Annotated in this window: 12 protein-coding genes; 2 read left to right on the top strand and 10 right to left on the bottom strand. The window is 70.6% G+C overall.

The window, feature by feature from the left end; translation table 11 throughout:
- Positions 1-444: 444 nt before the first annotated feature.
- From ACIQ6R_RS27635 to ACIQ6R_RS27675, 9 genes are all read right to left on the bottom strand, one after another.
- Positions 445-1,044, bottom strand: coding sequence for a GNAT family N-acetyltransferase (locus ACIQ6R_RS27635; protein ID WP_404224126.1), 600 nt, complete (start codon positions 1,042-1,044; stop codon positions 445-447).
- Positions 1,045-1,326: 282 nt separating this feature from the next.
- Entirely contained in the window at positions 1,327-1,557 is a 231-nt protein-coding gene (locus ACIQ6R_RS27640) for a hypothetical protein (RefSeq protein ID WP_404224128.1), read from the bottom strand.
- A gap of 134 nt (positions 1,558-1,691) precedes the next feature.
- Positions 1,692-1,919, bottom strand: a complete 228-nt coding sequence (locus ACIQ6R_RS27645) for a hypothetical protein (RefSeq protein WP_404224130.1) — start codon at positions 1,917-1,919, stop codon at positions 1,692-1,694.
- A 148-nt stretch (positions 1,920-2,067) separates the two neighbouring features.
- Positions 2,068-3,060 carry a LacI family DNA-binding transcriptional regulator gene (locus tag ACIQ6R_RS27650; protein WP_404224132.1) on the bottom strand — a complete coding sequence of 331 codons (993 nt, stop codon included), beginning with the start codon at positions 3,058-3,060 and terminating at the stop codon, positions 2,068-2,070.
- Positions 3,061-3,274: 214 nt separating this feature from the next.
- Positions 3,275-5,455: an alpha-galactosidase gene (locus tag ACIQ6R_RS27655; RefSeq protein ID WP_404224133.1), complete on the bottom strand. Its 2,181-nt coding sequence runs from the start codon at positions 5,453-5,455 to the stop codon at positions 3,275-3,277.
- Between the two features lie 47 nt (positions 5,456-5,502).
- Positions 5,503-7,551, bottom strand: coding sequence for a beta-galactosidase (locus tag ACIQ6R_RS27660; protein WP_404224135.1), 2,049 nt, complete (start codon positions 7,549-7,551; stop codon positions 5,503-5,505).
- Entirely contained in the window at positions 7,548-8,447 is a 900-nt protein-coding gene (locus ACIQ6R_RS27665) for a carbohydrate ABC transporter permease (RefSeq protein ID WP_404224136.1), read from the bottom strand. The genes ACIQ6R_RS27660 and ACIQ6R_RS27665 overlap by 4 nt, the downstream gene beginning before the upstream one ends.
- Positions 8,444-9,358, bottom strand: a complete 915-nt coding sequence (locus ACIQ6R_RS27670; protein ID WP_404224138.1) for a carbohydrate ABC transporter permease — start codon at positions 9,356-9,358, stop codon at positions 8,444-8,446. The genes ACIQ6R_RS27665 and ACIQ6R_RS27670 overlap by 4 nt, the downstream gene beginning before the upstream one ends.
- Positions 9,359-9,429: 71 nt before the next feature.
- The gene (locus ACIQ6R_RS27675; RefSeq protein WP_404224140.1) at positions 9,430-10,788 is read right to left on the bottom strand and encodes an ABC transporter substrate-binding protein; all 1,359 of its coding nucleotides are present in this window, start codon (positions 10,786-10,788) and stop codon (positions 9,430-9,432) included.
- A 325-nt stretch (positions 10,789-11,113) separates the two neighbouring features.
- Here ACIQ6R_RS27675 and ACIQ6R_RS27680 point away from each other — a divergent pair, with 325 nt between their 5' ends.
- Complete coding sequence (locus ACIQ6R_RS27680) at positions 11,114-11,311, top strand: hypothetical protein (protein WP_404224142.1); 198 nt, start codon at positions 11,114-11,116, stop codon at positions 11,309-11,311.
- A gap of 160 nt (positions 11,312-11,471) precedes the next feature.
- Here the strand turns inward: ACIQ6R_RS27680 and ACIQ6R_RS27685 are convergent, their stop codons facing one another.
- Entirely contained in the window at positions 11,472-13,745 is a 2,274-nt protein-coding gene (locus ACIQ6R_RS27685; RefSeq protein ID WP_404224356.1) for an AbfB domain-containing protein, read from the bottom strand.
- Positions 13,746-14,290: 545 nt separating this feature from the next.
- Between ACIQ6R_RS27685 and ACIQ6R_RS27690 the strand changes: the two genes are divergently transcribed.
- Positions 14,291-16,624 carry a ricin-type beta-trefoil lectin domain protein gene (locus ACIQ6R_RS27690; protein ID WP_404224357.1) on the top strand — a complete coding sequence of 778 codons (2,334 nt, stop codon included), beginning with the start codon at positions 14,291-14,293 and terminating at the stop codon, positions 16,622-16,624.
- Positions 16,625-17,008: the final 384 nt, after the last annotated feature.

Raw genomic sequence — 17,008 nt, forward strand, 5'->3', positions numbered from 1 at the left:
CTCATCCTGGGCGTACCGGTGATCGGAAGGCCGGGGCGCGGCCACTCAGGTGCGGGCATCCAGGGCCGTCTCTGGCCGGCCTGTTGACGCACCGCCCCGGCACCCCGCCCCCCCCCGGCACAGAACGCGTCGAGGTGACGGCGAACCGCTCAGCACAGGGTCGGCTCTCGGGTTGCCTGCCCCCGCCGGACGGGCCGACTCCCGTCGCGGACCCGCGTGGTGGGAGAAGCCGGACCTGCCCGGCGGCCGGGCGGCCCGGCTGCGGGCTGATCCGCGCGGGCGACGCCGCCGGGATCATCGGTCACCCTGAAGCCCGGCCCGACCGGTGGCGGCAACCACCTCCCGCGCGATATAAGCGACGGGCGTGCGTCCATCGCCGCTCTCTGAAACCTCCCACCCCACCGTCGTCTTGCCGACTCCAGCTCGCGCTCCGATGGGCAGTACTTACTCGCGTCCCACGCGAGCAGCGGAACAGCGGGCCGAAGACGATCTGGTCGACGGCCGCCACTCGCGCCTGATCAGCCCGAACACCCACGTGTCAGACACCTCGCCGTTCACGATGCATTCTTCCCGCAGTGTTCCTTCCCGTACGAAACCGAGCTTCTCCAGCACCCGGGCGGATGCCACGTTGCGCGTATCGGTCTCGGCCTGGACTCGATTCAGGTCCAGCGTGTCGAAGGCCCACCGCAGCAAGGCACGCGCGGCCTCAGTCGCGTAGCCATGGCCCCACATGGCAGCGTCGAGGCAGTAACCCAAGGAAGCGCTGCGGCAGTCCGGGTCCCATTCGGTCAGAGCGCACCAGCCGACGAAGGCCCCGTCATGAGCCCGGTCGATGGCCACCCGCGCCCCGGTGCCTTCATCCGCCAGCTTCCGGCACATCGCGATGAAGCGCTCGGAGCGGGCCCGTTCGTTCCACGGCGGGGAGTCCCAGTAGCGCATCACATGGGTGCTGCTGTGCAGTGCGAGAAGGGAATCCGCGTCGGCGTCGGTGAAGGGCCGCAGTCGCAGGCGAGCGGTGGGCAGCACGGGAGTGGCCAAAGTCATGCGCACCATCTTGCGTCCGCAAGGAGGCGGACAGCACGCGGAATACCCGCTCGGGTGGCGGTGCCGCGGCAGCCTCTGAGCCGGTTGAAGCAGCGCTCGTGCGCGGGTAGGCGCGGAAGCCGCGGGAGCTGTAGGCCGTGTCCCCCTCGCGCCCTACCGTCCCCGCCTTCCAATAGCGGCAGCGGGTCGACGTCCGCGAGCCCGAGGACGGTCGCCGGACGGGTCAGCGAGAAGGCGAGAACACCGAGCACGGTCAGGCCAGGCCGCGCCCGGGGCCCGTGCTCACTTCCTCCTGATCTGCCGGTACAGCGAGAGATCGTCGTACTCGGCGAACTCGGCGACGATATCGCCGTTGCGCACATGGAGGTGGTTGTTGCTGCTCATGACGGACACCTCCTGGGCGCCGTGCGGGGTGAGTACGGTGCCGGCCAGGATCCAGCGGACGGCGACCCGGTCGAGGTTGAAGTCCTCCAGCCAGTACAGTTCGTCGATCCGGAACTCCCGTTCGGGCATCAGCCGCAGCCACGCGTCGACGTAGTTCCGGACGCCCGCGAGGTGGCGGAAGGCGCGTGAGGTGCCGACCGAGAGGGGGGCTTTGCCGTACGCGCGGAAGACGCGGTCGGCGTCGCCGTCGCCGTCGATGGGGGTCAGGTGGTCCTGGACCAGTTCACCGGACCCGTAGACGCGTTCGGGTACGGCGGGGACCGCACGCCGACCGCCTCGGCGGGCTTGCCCGTCGGCTGCTGCTTGCCCTCGCCGGCCTCGTGCCAGAGCATGACTGCCGTGTCCAGGTCGATGCCGCGCTGCTGGGCGCGGCCGGCCGGCGTGGCATCGTCGGCGGACAGGAGGACTGTTCGGCCAGGAGGGCTGATCACCGACATCACTCCCGGCCTGGTGGCCCGCGCCCTGCGCACCGCCTGACTCGAGGCCCGCGCCGACAGCGGGTCCGCTCCCCCACCGGCACGGGAGACGGCGGGAAGCGGCACGGCACCGCATCACCGGTTCCTGACCAGGGTCGTCGCCTCAGACCGAGGAGCGCGCCACGAACTCGGCCTTCACGTGCACCGTTTTGGGAACCTGTCGGCCGTTCAGCCGCTCGATGAGCAACTGGGCGGCCGACCGGCCGACCTCGGTGGCCGGGTAGCGGATGGTGGTCAGCTGCGGGCGCACGAGCGAGGCGAAGGAGGCGTCGTCGTGGCCGATCAGGGCCACGTCGCCCGGGATGTCGACGCCCAGTTCATGCGCCTTGTCCATGGCACCGACGGCCATCACGTCGTTGGCGCAGAAGACCGCGTCGGGTGGATAGCGGCGGCTCATGAGCGTGCCGAATCCGGCTGCTCCGGCCTCCCTCGTGTGCTCCCCCCGGACGACCAGTTCGTGCGGCAGTGACATGCCGAACTGCAGGGCCAGGGCTCTAAGGTGCTCCAGGCGCGGATCCCCGCCGGTGGCGTCGCGGGGGCCCGCGATCATCGCGATGCGCCGGCGTTGGGCCGTGGCCACCCGTTCCAACGCCTGCCGGGTGGCCACCCGGGCGTCGGGCGTCACCAGATCGATCGGGCCGAAGGAGACGTCGGCACTGACGACGACGGGCAGACCGGCGTCGACGAGCGGCTTGAAGTCCTGCGGCTTGAGCCGGAAAGGAGTGATGACGACCCCGGCGAAGCGCTGGTGCACCGCCTCCGCCAGCATGGCCCGCTCCTCGTCCCGGCGCGCGCCGGTGTCGCAGACCACGACGTGCAGCCCGAGTCCGCGCAGTTGCTCCTGAAGCGTGGCCGCGAGTTGCGCGAAGAACGGGTTGGCGATGTCCGGCACGATCAGCGCCACGAGACTGGACCGCCCGGTGCGCAGGCTGCGGGCCGTGACGTTGACGGTGAAGGACAGCTCCTCGATGGCGGCCTCCACCGCGGCCCGGGTCTCGGGGGCCACCGGCCGCTTGCCCGAAAGGACGTAGGAGACCGTCGCGGACGACACCCCGGCCGCGCGGGCGACGTCGGCCATGGTGACCCGCTCACGCACCACACACGCTCCCTTCCACGATCACCCTACTTCACGTCCGAACTCACCCTGAAAGCGCTCTCACCGTTACCGTCGCAGGGCGCACGGAGCCGACATCCGCAGCCCCGGCCCGCCGCCCCCGGCCCACCGCCCCGCGGCGACAGCCCGCGCCGACAGCCCACGGCGACAGCCCGCGCCGACAGCCCACGGCGACAGCCCGCCCTTCGACACGGGCCTACGCCCCCGCCCCCGGCCCCGGCCCCGGCCCCGGCCCCGGATCCTCGATCCGGCGCAGGCGCACCAGCGCGCTCGCACAGTCACCGGCAGGCAGCTCGGGCAGCGGCAGGCCGAAGCTCCGGAGGGTCGACCCGGACCATTCGCGTCCGGACTCCTCGTCCCGGTACCGGGCCTCCGCGTCCAGTCCGCGCAGCCGCAGGGACGGCAGCGCGGGGCCGAACGCCGTGCTGGGCCGCCAGACCAGGACGACGGCACGGCCGCCGTCCTCACTGACGTACTGCACCGCGGCCAGAGGTCCTTCGCCCGGGGCCAGCAGGCGATACTGCCGTCCGCGCTGCACCACGGGCCGGATGTCCTTGTAGACCCGGACCAGTTCCGCGGCCTCGGCGCGTTCCGTGTCCGTCCAGCGCGTCAGGTCCCCTCCGATGCCGAGGACGCCCGCCATGGCGCTGTGGAAGCGGAAACGCATCGGCACCACGCGGCCGGTCAGCGGGTTGGGGCTGTCGGTCACCCAGGCGGACATGACACCGGCCGGGTAGAGCTGGCTGAAGCCGTGCTGGACGGTGAGGCGGTCCACGGCGTCGGTGTTGTCGGAGGGCCACACCTGGTCGGTGCGGGCGAGGATGCCCGGGTCGACGCGTCCGCCGCCGCCCGCGCAGGCCTCGATCCGCAGGCGCGGGAAGTCCGCGCGCAACCGGTCCAGTACGCGGTACAGACCCCGGGCGTGCTCGACGTGGACGCGTCGGGCGTCCGGTCCCGCCGGGTGCGCGCCGGCTTCGGTGAACGCCCGGTTGAAATCCCACTTGAGGAAGTCGACCGCGTTGTCCGCCACCACCTTGCGCAGCCAGCCGAGGGCCCACTCGGTCACCTCCGGGCGGGAGAAGTCCAGGACAAGCTGGTTGCGCAGTTCGGTGGCGGTGCGGTCGGGCTGGTGCAGGACCCAGTCGGGGTGGCTGCGGAAGAGATCGCTGTCGGCGTTGACCATCTCCGGTTCCACCCAGAGGCCGAACGCCATGCCGAGGCGGTGGACCTCGTCGGCGAGCGGGCGCAGTCCCCGGGGGAAGCGCGCGGGGTGCGGTGTCCAGTCACCGAGTCCGGCCCGGTCGTCGTCACGGCCGCGGAACCAGCCGTCGTCGAGCACGAAGAGTTCCGCGCCCAGGTCGGCGGCGCGCCGGGCGAGGGCCAGCTGATTGTCCTCGCTGACGTCGAAGGAGGTCGCCTCCCACGAGTTGTACAGCACCGGTCGCGGTTCTTCCGGGTGGGGCAGGACGTGCATGCGCAGGTGGTGGTGGAAGTCTCTGCTGGCCTGCCCGAAGCCGTGCGCCGTGTACAGGGCGAGGCTGACCGGCGTGCGGTGGCTCCCGCCCGGCGCGAGCCGCAGCTCGATGCCCTCATGGCCCTCCCCCGCCACCACGCCGGTGCGACCGGCGGCGGTGCGCTGGGCGGTGAGACGCCAGGTGCCGCTCGCGGCGAGCGCGACGACCCAGACCTCGCCATGCTCCTCGCCCGCGTCGCCGGCGTCCCACGCCATCCAGGGGTTGGCGTGGTGTCCGGTGTGGCCGCGGCGGCTGCCGATGACCGTCTCGCCGACCGGGAGGACCGACCTCTCGAGGCGGCCCTCGCCGGCCCAGCCGCCGTGCACCGAGCCGGTCCGCCAGGCCGGGCGGTGCGGCAGCGGCCAGTGCGCCGAGGCGTACCGCAGCAGCAGGACGTCCCCGTCGGCGCCGGTGTGGTGGAACTCCGTCCACCGTTCCAGCACGTCGCCGTCGGCGGGGACGCGGTAGTGCAGGTGCCAGGTCAGCGGCCGGGTGCGGTCCCGCAGGCGGACCACCACGTGATCGGCCGCCCGCCGGTCCACTGCCAGCACGGTCGGCTCCAGCGGACTGGAACCGTCGGGGAAGCGGACCTCCAGAGCGGGCACACCGAAGCGGGCACCGCCGTCGACGGGGTACTCCTCGACGCCGTCCCACCGGCCGGCGAAGCTGTTGTCGTGCTCGGACCAGACCGGCAGCGTCACCGCGTCGGCGAGGGGCAGCGGAGCGCCCCAGTGGACGTGCCGCACCGTGCCCGCGACGCGGTCCACCCTCAGTACGTAGACGCTGTAGGTGGTGCGCAGCAGCACGGTGCCGCTCGCCTCGTCGATCTCCACGGAGGGCAACGGGGCGGCGGGCTTCATCATCGGGGCGCTCCTCGTGGGTGCTTCTCTGGTGCTGGGGTGACGGAAGGTCAGGCCGGGGCGGTCGTGAGGTCCTCACGGACCACGACCACGTCGCCGGGCGGGACGACCACTCGGCCGCCGGTGATGTCGGCGCCGGTGGTTCCGGTACTGGCGACGGCCACACCGGTGACGGGGACGGTGACCGCTTCCCGCGTGTGGTTGATCAGGAAGAGATAAGCATGCGCTGCGCCCGTGCGGCGTACCGCCTCCAGCCCCGGGGGTGCCTCGACGACGGGGCTCGCGCCGGCCTGGGCGCACAGGGTGCGCAGCATCTCGCGCAGAGCCGGAACCGGCAGGCGGGCGGCCGTGTACCAGCCGGTGCCCCGGCCGAAGGTGTGCCGGGTGACGGCGGGGCCACCGCGGGCGGGGCCGCCGTCGGCGGTGTCCGCGAAGCGCAGCACCGGTTCGCAGCCGCGGGATTCGACGCGTTCCACCCACTGCCGGACCTGTGTTCCGTCGTCGAGCCGGGCGTGGTCCTGGGCGCGCAGCGGCAGGTACTCGTCCACGACGAGCCCGAGCACCTCGCGCAGGGCACCGGGGTTCCCGCCCGGGTGCACCCTGTCGTACTCGTCGACGACCCCGCTGAAGCAGCCGACGGCGAGATGCCCGCCCTGGTGCACGTAGTGGCGCAGATTGTCGGCATCGTTGTCGGACAACAGGTACAGACCGGGGGCGAGAACGGCGCGGTAGCCGGTCAGGGCAGCGCCGGGCGGTACCAGGTCGCAGGTGATGTTCAGCGTCCACAGTGCCTCGTACCAGTCACGGACCGCGTCCAGGTAGCGGGTCCGGTCCGACGGGCGTGCCTGCAGTTCCAGGGCCCACCAGCTGTGCCAGTCGAACAGCATCGCCACGTCGCCGCGCACACGGCTGCCGGTCACCTCGCCGAGCGTGGACAGTTCGGCTCCCAGTGCCTTGGCCTCCTTCCAGACACGTCCCTCGGTGCCGGCGTGCGGAAGCATCGCGGAGTGCCATTTCTCCGCGCCGGCGCGGGACTGCCGCCACTGGAAGAACATCAGTCCGTCCGCGCCCCGAGCGAGGTGGGCCAGGCTGTTGCGGCGCATCTCTCCCGGGCGTTTCGCCACGTTGACCGGCTGCCAGTTGACGGCCGAGGTCGAGTGCTCCATCAGCAGCCAGGGCCGGCCCCGGGCCATGCCCCGGGCCAGGTCGGCGTTGAGCGCCAGGTCGATGTGTCCGTCGGGGTCGGCTGCCGGGAGGTAGTGGTCGACCGAGACCAGGTCGCACTCGGTGGCGAAGGCGTAGCCGTCGACCTTCTTCTCCAGAGTGCCCATCACGTTGGTGGTGATGGGCACGCCTGGAGCGATCCGGCGCAGGAGGGCGCTCTCGGCGCGGTGCCGGGTGAGCAGCGCGTCGGAGGAGAAGCGGTGGTAGTCGAGTTCCTGCCCCGGGTTGTGGAAGGCGGTGGTGTCCCGGGGCGGGTCGATCTCGTCCCAGTCGCCGTAGCGCTGGCTCCAGAAGTCGGTGCCCCAGACGTCGTTGAGCGCGTCGAGGCTCTTGTACCGCTCCCGCAGCCATTGGCGGAAGGCGGCCGCGCTGGTGTCGCAGTAGCACAGGGCGTTGTGGTTGCCCCATTCGTTGTGCACGTGCCACATGACGAGTGCGGGGTGCTCGCCGTACCGTGCCGCCAGCGCCGTGACGAGGGCGTCCGCGGCTTCGGCGTAGGCCGGGCTGCTCGGGCAGAAGACCTGCCGACTGCCGTGGGCGAGGCGGGTGCCCGAGGCGGTGACCGGCCGGGCGTCGGGGTGCTGCCGGGTGAACCACGGGGGCGGGGCGGCGGTGGCGGTGGCGAGGTCCACCGCGATGCCGTGCGCGTGCAGCAGGTCGAGCACCTCGTCCGGCAGGCTCCAGTCGAAGGTGCCGGGGCGCGGCTGGATACGGGACCAGGAGAACACGCCGACGGTGACGAGGTTGACGCCCGCCTCACGCATGAGGCGTACGTCCTCCCGCCAGACCTCGCGCGGCCACTGCTCCGGGTTGTAGTCGCCACCGTAGGCGACTCCGCCGAGGGCACGGGTCACGTCGGTGAGGGGGTGGTTCACGATTTCACGGCTCCAGCGGCGAGTCCGGCGCGCCAGTAGCGCTGCAGGAGGAGGAAGGTGAGCACGATGGGCACGACGGAGATCAGGGCGCCCACGATGGTGAGGGTCTGCAGTTCGGGCATGCGGCTGGTCTGCGACTGCCAGGTGAACAGGCCGAGGGTGACGGGGTAGAGACGCTCGTCCTGCAGCATGATCAAGGGGAGCAGGAAGTTGTTCCAGATGACGACGAACTGGAAGAGGAAGACCGTCACCAGGGCGGGCGCCATCAGGCGCAGCGCGACGGTGCGGAAGATGCGGAACTCGCTCGCCCCGTCCATGCGGGCGGCCTCCATCACCTCGTCGGGGACGGAGGCGGCGGCGAAGATGCGGGACAGGTAGACGCCGAACGGGCTGACGACGCTGGGCAGGAACACCGACCAGAAGGTGTTGGTGGCGTCGAACTCGGCGAACATCAGGAACAGCGGCAGGGCGAGTGCGGTGGCCGGTACGAGGACGCCGCCGAGGACGACGGAGAAGACCGCCTCCCGACCGCGGAAGGTGTATTTGGCGAGGGCGTACCCGGCCGCTGCGGCCAGGAGGGTGGCGACGGCCGCGCCCAGGCCCGCGTACAGCAGGCTGTTGAGCAGCCAGCGGGCGTAGACCCCGTCCTGCTGGGCGAAGAGCGAGGACAGGTTGTCGCCCAGGTGCCATGCGGCGGGGAGGAAGCCGGGGGTGCTGACGAGGTCGCTCTGGCTCTTGGTCGACGACACGAGCAGCCAGTACACGGGCAGCAGCATGTAGCAGGCGACCGCGATCATGAAGGTCACGGCGACGGCGGTGGACACCCCGGTACGCGGCCGTCGGCGTGCGGTGGGTCCGGGAGCGTGGGCGCCCTCGGTGCGGGTGAGGAAACTCATCCCTGCCTCCTGGAGGTGAAGCGCAGGAACGCGAACGACAGGACGAACGTGACGAGAGCGAGGATCACGGACAGGGCGGCGGCCTCGCTGTAACTGTCGCCCGAGGCGAGCGAGTACGCGGCGATGTTGGGGGTGTAGGTGCTCGTCACGCTGGTGGATATGCCGCGGAAGACCTGCGGTTCGGTGAAAAGCTGGAACGAGCCGATGATGGAGAAGACGCCGGTGAGCACCAGGGCCGGCCGGATGATCGGGATCTTGATGCGCAGGGCGATGGTCCAGGCGCTCGCCCCGTCCACCCTGGCCGCCTCGCCGATGTCGGAGGGCACGGCCTGCAGGGCGGCGTAGATGATCAGCATGTTGTAGCCGGTGTACGTCCAGGTGACGACGTTGGCGATGGACCACAGGATGGCGTCCGGGCCGAGCAGGTCGACATCGGCGCCGACGTCTCGCAGCAGGTCCACCACGGGTGACAGGCGCGGGTCGTAGAGGAAGGCCCACATCAGGGCCGCCACGACGCCGGGGATGCCGTACGGCACGAAGTAGACGAGCCGGAAGAACTTCTTGGCGCGGGCCACGGCGGAGTCCAGCAGCAGGGCGAGGACCAGGGAGAGCAGCAGCATCACGGGGATCTGCACGAGGGCGAAGCCGAGGACGCGCAGCAGGCTCTCGGTGAAGTAGTCCGCCTGCAGGACCCGCGCGTACTGGTCGAAGCCGGCGAACACCGTCTGCGTCCTGCCGAAGGTGCCGCCGGTCCGTTCGGTCTTGTGCAGGCTCTGCCAGAAGGCGTAGCCGACCGGGACGAGGGTGAAGAGGACGAAGGGGATGAGGAAAGGGGCGAGGAAGGCGTACGGGGCGAGGGTACGGCGCGGGCGTCGGCGCGCCGGGGCCGGTGCGGCGGTGGTGGGAGTCACGGGCAGCCTTTGCGGTGCTGTTCCCGCCGCCCTGGGCGGCGGGAAGGGCAGGAGGGATCCGACGACGCGGTCTACTCGGTCACGTCGAGGGACTGCTTGCGCAGTGAGTCCGCGCTCTGCGCGCCGGTGTCCTCGAGCACCTCGCCCAGGGTGTTCTTGCCGCCGATGACGTTCGCCGTCCCGTCGCTGAGGTATCGGTAGGTGTCCGTCATGGTCGGGCCCCAGGTGAAGCCGGTGTCGACGCCCGCGGAGGCCTGCGCGAAGACGTCGAAGATCTTCTGCCCGCCGTAGAAGTCGACCGGCTGCCGCAGCGCGGGCAGTTCCAGGCCCGCCTCGGCCGCCGGGTAGAGCCCGCCCTCCCGGTTCAGGATCGCCAGCGCCTCGGGGTCGGTGTTCAGCCACAGGGCGAACTCGGCGGCCTCGGCGGGGTGCTCGGTACCGTGCATCACCGTGGTGGTGGAGCCGCCCCAGTTGCCGGCCTGCTGGTCGCCCGCCTTCCACTGCGGCATCGGGGCGACCGCCCACTTGCCATCGGTGGACTTGGCGTTGTCGCGGATGGTGCTGTAGCCCCAGGCCGCGCTGACCCAGGTCACGACCTCGTCGGTGTTCCAGGCCTTGTACAGCGCCGGGGAGAAGCCCTGGAGGTCGGTGGCGACGAGCTTGTCGTCGATCAACTTCTGCCAGTAGTCGGCGACCTGACGGCTCTCGGGCCGGTCGACGGTGACCTTCCAGGCGTCACCGTCGCGCTCGAACATGGTGGCCTTGTTCTGCCACAGCAGACCGGTGAACCAGTTCGGGTCGGTCTGGGAGAAGTGGGTGATGAACTTCCCCTCCTTCTTGAGCTTGCGGGCCTGCTCCGCGTACTCGTCCCAGGTGGCGGGGGCCTTCATGTCAAGCTGGTCGTATACGTCCTTGCGGTAGAACAGGGCCATGGGGCCGGTGTCCTGGGGCACGGCCCAGACGCCGTCCTTGCCGTCGGCGCCGAACTCCACCTGAGACCAGGTCCAGTCGACGAACTTGCCGCCGGCCTCCTTGACGCCGGGGCAGGAGGAGATGTCGGTCAGGCCCTCCTTGAGCCGGAAGCTGGCCAGGGAGTCGTACTCGACCTGACCGAGGTCGGGAGCCTTCTCCGCCTTCAGGGCGTTGGACAGGTTCTGGTAGGTGCCGGCGTTGCCCGAGGGCACGGTCTTCACCTTGACCTGGATGTCCGGATTCTCCTTGTTCCACAGGTCGATGGCCTTCTGAATGCCGGGGACCCAGGACCAGTAGTCCAGCGTGACCTTGCCGGAGGCGGGCTCGCAGGTCCCGTCGGCCGCGCCGTCACGCTCGTCGCCGCCTCCTCCGCCGCAGGCGGTCACCGCGGTGAGGGTCAGGGCCACTGTGCCGAGCATGCAGCGTCTGGCCAGGGATGTACGAGCACGCGTCACCATGAGGTCGCTCCTTGCGCCGAGGTCCGCTCCGACGAAGCGGTGGGCAAAAGAAATAATGCGAGCCGAAGGAAGTCAACAGGCCGGCAAGAGAAAACCGACCTCGCACCTCGTTCGCAACCACAACGTTATTTGACGCAGAGTCACCATAGGGTGTCTGACCTGCACTTTTGATGGTTCATCCATCATGAGCCCCGACTGCCCCCGCCACGCGGAATCGATTACGTTACGGTGGCCGGCGCGCCCGTCGTGGGACGACCTCAGGAGGCATGGAGTAGCAGCGGGCCGCTGTGGGCGGCCGGTGGGCCGGCCGCGCCATGAGCCGGCCGTGGCGCAGCCGCCTGCCCGGCAGGTGCCCGGTGCGGTGGGCCAAGGCGTCCCCGGCCCACCGGCCGCCCGTCACCACGGCGATGACGAGCGGAAGGCGCAGCGGTCCCACGCGGGCGAGGGCCCCGGCGCTCAGCCGGAGGGCGAGGGTGGCACGAAGGCGCCGACCAGCAGGATCGACTCGGCCGGCCGGGCGTGAAGAGGGCGCCGGGGGTGCCGGCAGGCCTGGCCGGACTGCCGTGAGGGCTTCGCGGGCGCGCCTTCGGGTGTGCCTCTTCCTGAGGCGTCATCCGCGGGCATGCCGCGAGGGGGCGGCCGCCGCCGTCCCCTCGCGTCGCCACACCGTCACCGGTGCCGGCTCACGGCGCCCACGGCGCCTCGACGGCCCAGGTGGTGTCCTGCGTGAAGCCGGCCGGGCTGTCCCACTCGTGTGCGCCGCCCGGAGTCGCCAGCCACAGCTCGGCCCGGTAGTGGCGCAGGTACTGGTCGGGGAAGTTGTACGCGGACAGGCGCACACCTCCTTGCCCCTGGACGGCGCACCAGGTGGCGTCCGCCCTGAACAGCGCGGAGTCACCGCCCTCCTTGTAGATCCGGAACTCCCGGTGACGCAGGTACTGGCCGGGGAAGTTGCGGGACTCGAGGGAATAGCACCCGCTGTCGGCGAGTCCCGGCACGATCTTCCACGTGGCGTCGTTCTTCAGCAGGCCGGAACTGCTCGCGTCGACGACCTCGGTGAAGCCGAGTCCGTCCTGGTGCCGCGCGTACCTGGTGGTGTAGCCGGGGGTCGTCACCCGCAGGGACTTGTACTGGCCGGTGGGCAGGGTGACCGGAGGCCGTGCGCCGCGGGAGGCGTCGATCAGGGCCTGGTTGGCGGCCTTCACCCGGTTCTCGTCGACCTTGACGACTTGGCGGTCGTAGGTGAGCAGGCCGTTGACCTCGTTCTCGACGTCGGTGATCTCCGTGTAGACGGAGGCTGACAGGCCGAGCGGCATCTGCGTCTCGCGGATCGCGTCGATCAGTCCGACCAAGCGGTTGTCGAGGTGGGTGAGGCTCGGCTGGTTCTCGTAGCTGAACCCGCCACCCGGGTACCACTCGTGGCCGGCCACCTTGTATCCGAGTCCACCGAACTCGCCGAGGACCGCGGCCCGGGTGGCGGACGGTCTGGTGACGCCGGGGCCCACGTAGACGTGGTGGTCGATGACGTCGCCGTTGCCTCCGTCGACGGAGCCGCAGCAGTTGATGCCGCTCATGTTGTCGACGAGGCGGGAAGGGTCGTACGCCTTGACCTTGTCGGCGATGCGGGCCTGGTCGTACTGGCCCCATCCCTCGTTCTGGTTGACCCACATCACCACCGACGGCGAGCTACGGTGCTGGTCGATGACGCGTTCGTACTCGGCCTCCCACTGCACGCGGGCGGCGCTGTCGGGGGTGCGCAGGTCCATCGACGGCATGTCCTGCCACACCAGCAGTCCAAGCCGGTCGGCCCAGTAGAACCAGCGCTGCGGCTCGACCTTGATGTGCTTGCGGACCATGTTGAAGCCCGGGTCCTTGTGCTTCTGCAGGTCGTGGCGCAGGGCCGCGTCGGTCGGGGCGGTGTAGAGGCCGTCGGGCCAGTAGCCCTGGTCGAGTGTGCCGGTCTGGAAGACGAACTCGCCGTTGAGGAGGGGCCGCGGTACGCCGTCCACCTTGCCGAGCGAGACCGAGCGCATGCCGGTGTAGCTGCCGACGGTGTCGACGGCCGCGGTGCCGGAGAGCAGCTCGGCCTTCACGTCGTACAGGAAGGGGTCCTCCGGTGACCACAGGCGAGGGCCGGGGACGGACACGGTGAACGGGGAGCCGACCGCGCCGGTCGCGCTGCCCACGGTCGAGCCGCCCGCGGACACCGTGACCCTGACCTGGTGGCCGCCCACACCGGCGCCACGCACCGTCACCCTCAGGGTGTTGTTCGACAGGTCCGGCACCATGTCGAGGCGGGTGATGCGGGCCGGTGCGGTGGGTTCCAGCCACACCGTCTGCCAGATGCCGGACGCCGCGGTGTAGAAGATGCCGCCACCCGGGTGCGGGGCCACGTCCCGGATACGCTGCTTGCCGACGGCCTGGCCGCCGGTCTCCGTCGGGTCCCACACCGAGACGACGATCGTGTTGGCACCGCCGTTGAGCAGCGGGGTGATGTCGTACGTGAAGGAGTCGTAGCCACCGCTGTGGACCGCGCCGGCCTGCTGCCCGTTGACCCAGACCGTGGTCCGCCAGTCGCTGGCGCCGAAGTTGAGCTGGACGCGGCGGCCGTTCCACTCCGCCGGGACGGTGAAGGTTCGTCTGTACCACAGCTTGTCGTTCCGAGTGATCTTGCGCTGGATGCCGGAGAGCGCCGACTCCGCGGCGAACGGCACCCTGATCTGCTCCGGGAAGGCGGCGGGCTGCCCGGCGTCGGCGGCCGTGACGGCGAAGTCCCAGATGCCGTTGAGGTTCTTCCAGTCGGGGCGGGTGAGCTGCGGCCGCGGGTACTCCGGCAGTGGGTTGTCGACCGGGACCCCGTCGGTCCACGGCGTCGTCATCGGCGGGGGTTTGGGGGTCCACGCGGCTGTCCGGGCGGAGGCCGTGGACGTGGTGACGAGCAGGCCGGCGCAGAACATCACGCAGGCCGTCGCCGACGCCGCGAGGGCATGCCACCGTCGTCTTGCTCCGGGGGTGGGGGAAGAGCGCATCGGTACTCCTTCGTGGAGGAGGTGCAATGGCGCAGGACGGCACGCGAGCACAGAGCGGTGCCGGAGAAGAGGAACGACAGCCGTCCGGTCTGTCCGCACGGAGGTTTTACATCGTTAGAAGGGTGCTGTAAAGGCTCCGCGCAAGACGATGACCGGGTGGGGTGATCGGAGAACTCGCATCCCTGCGCACCGAGCGCCCCGCGGGCCGGCCGGACTTTTCCCTCACCGATGACAAAGCATGGACGGCCCGGGGAGAAGTCCCTACTGTGTCCGGTGCGGCGCCGGGCGCCTCACGCCCCACGCCCGTACCCCCCTCCGTATCCGGGACGACGGCGCGTCCCGGCAGCGGTGGATCTCCCACTTGCCCGACCGAGTTCCTCGTGTCCGAGGGACCGTCAGGAGGTCACGTGCATCCACGGCTGTACCCCCGCCGGCTCGGCAGACGCCTGGCCGGAACACTCATCGCTTCGTTACTGGCCGTCGGTCTGTCGACGTCCCCGTCTCCGGCGGACGACTCGGCCACCGCGGATCTCCCCCCTCAGGAACCGGGTGTCACGCTGCGCGTCTTCGACGTCCAGGCCCCGCTCAACGAGATCTGCGCCCTCAAGGCGGGCCAGACCCCGAACATCGACAAGCTGATGCCGGTGGTCGACTGGTCCTCGGCCGACGACTTCGGCCTGGAGAGCAACTTCGTCACCCACGTCCTGGGCAACCTCGACGCCTCGCAGGCGGGCGGCTACACGTTCAGGCTCACCAGCGACGACGGGTCCCGACTCTGGATCGACGACCAACTGGTCGTCGACCACGACGGACTGCACGGACCGGAGCCCAAGGACGCGACGGTCGACCTGACGGCCGGCTTCCACTCGCTGCTCATCGAGCACTTCGAGCGCGACGGCGGTCAGCAGCTCACCCTGTCCTGGAAGCCGCCGGGCGCCTCGGGCTTCAGCGTCGTACCGAACTCGGTGCTCAGCACCGACGCCGACGTCGTACGCGTGACCGCACCCGGACGCAAGGAGTGCGAGGGCGGCACGGACTCCCCCGGAGACGGACTCCCGCTGACCGGTGTGCATCCGAACTACACGCTCACCGATCTCCGGCCGGACGGTTTCGAGCCGCAGGTCTCCGCCATGGACTGGCTCCCGGACGGACGCCTGGCCGTGGCCACCTGGGGCGGCAGCAACAACACCGCCGGCGAGGTCTACCTGCTGAGCAACGTCACCGGCGACACCGGGCCGGACAAGGTCACGGCCAAGAAGGTGGCCTCCGGCCTGAAGGAGCCGATGGGCATCAAACACGTCGCCGGCAAGCTCTACGTCTCCCAGAAGCATGAACTGACCGAGCTGAACGACACCAACGGCGACGAGGTCACCGATCAGTACCGGCGCGTGGCGACCTGGCCCTTCGGCGGCAACTTCCACGAGTTCGCCTTCGGCCTGTTGTACAAGGACGGGTTCTTCTACCTGAACCTGTCGGTCTCCATCAACTACGGCGGCGCCACCACCGACCCGCAGCCCGCCGAGAACCGCGGCACCACCATCAAGGTCGACAAGAACACGGGCGAGGTCTCCTACGTCGCCGGCGGTCTGCGCACCCCGAACGGCATCGGCTGGGGCCCCGAGGGCGACATGTTCGTCACCGACAACCAGGGCGGCTGGCTGCCCTCGTCCAAGCTCGTGCACATCAAGCAGGACCGCTTCTTCAACCACTACACCAACCCGGACGGACCTTTCGACTCCCAGCCGGTGACCAAGCCGGTCCTGTGGCTGCCGCAGAACGAGATCGCCAACTCACCCAGTACGCCGTTGCAGTTGACGCAGGGCCCGTTCGCCGGCCAGATGCTGTTCGGCGACGTGACCTACGGCGGCATCCAGCGCGGCTTCCTGGAGAAGGTCGGCGGCGAGTACCAAGGGGCGGTCTTCCGTCTCACCCAGGGTCTGGAGGCCGGTGTCACCAGGATCAGCGTCGGACCGGACGGCGCCCTCTACGCCGGCGGGCTGGGCGCGGGCGGCAACTGGGGCCAGGAGGGCAAGCTCACCTACGGCCTGCAGAAGCTGAGTCCCAACGGCGCCAACGCCTTCGACATCCGCGCCATGCGCGCCGTACCGGGCGGCTTCGAGCTGGAGTACACCCAGCCCCTGTCGACGGACACGGCGACCGAACTGGCCGGCCGCTACAAGATCAAGCAGTGGCGGTACGTGCCGACGGCCGACTACGGCGGCCCCAAGGTCGACGAGGAGACCCTCACCGCGCAGTCGGCCACGCTGTCCGCCGACCGCAAGACCGTCACCCTCGCCCTCCCGGGCCTCAAGGCCGACCGCGTGGTCCACGTCCGCTCGCCCCGCCCCTTCAGCTCGGCCGGCGGTGAGACGCTCTGGAGCACCGAAGCCTGGTACACGCTCAACAAGCTGCCGGGCTCGGCGTCCGGGACGGGTGAGGTGAAGGGTGTCAACGGCAAGTGCCTGGACGTCGACAACTCCCAGACCGCCGACGGCACCAAGGTCCAGGTGTGGACCTGCAACGGGACCGGCGCCCAGCAGTGGACGCTGCCCGGCGACGGGACCGTCCGCGCCCTGAGCAAGTGCCTGGACGTGTCGGGTGGCGGCAGCGCCGACGGTACGAAGATCCAGTTGTGGACCTGCAACGGCTCCGGTGCGCAGAAGTGGGCGCCCCAGGCCGACGGGACGGTCCGCAACCCGCAGTCGGGCAAGTGCCTCGACGCCTCCGGCGGCACCTGGAGCGACGGCACCCCGGTCCACCTGTGGACCTGCCACGCCGGCCCCAATCAGAAGTGGACCCTGCCCTGACGGTCAACCGGTCCCGCTTCGGGTGATGTTCCATGAAGGCGGGCCCGGCGTCTCCCGCGGGAGGCGCCGGAGCCCGCTCGGCACCACCGGGTGCGCCGACCCGTGGCCGAGGTGCCGGGCGGGACCGGTCGGCCGACTCCGCAGGTGTCTGCCACCCCCGCGGAGGCGATCCGCCGACGGATGTGACCGGCCAGGGCTCTTCACACGGGCCAGGAAGCACCCGCCCTCGGCGAGCGCGTCGGGGCGGAGCCCACTGGCCCGGGCGGCGGGAACGCCCGTGCCGACGTCAGCGGGGCGGCGAACGACCCGCCGCCTCATCGCCTTCCCTCCCCGAAGCCGGCGACCCCGACGCCGAAGCCGGCGACCCCGACGCCCGTGCCGGCG

This window comes from Streptomyces sp. NPDC096048 (assembly GCF_044763415.1).
GTDB lineage: Bacteria > Actinomycetota > Actinomycetes > Streptomycetales > Streptomycetaceae > Streptomyces.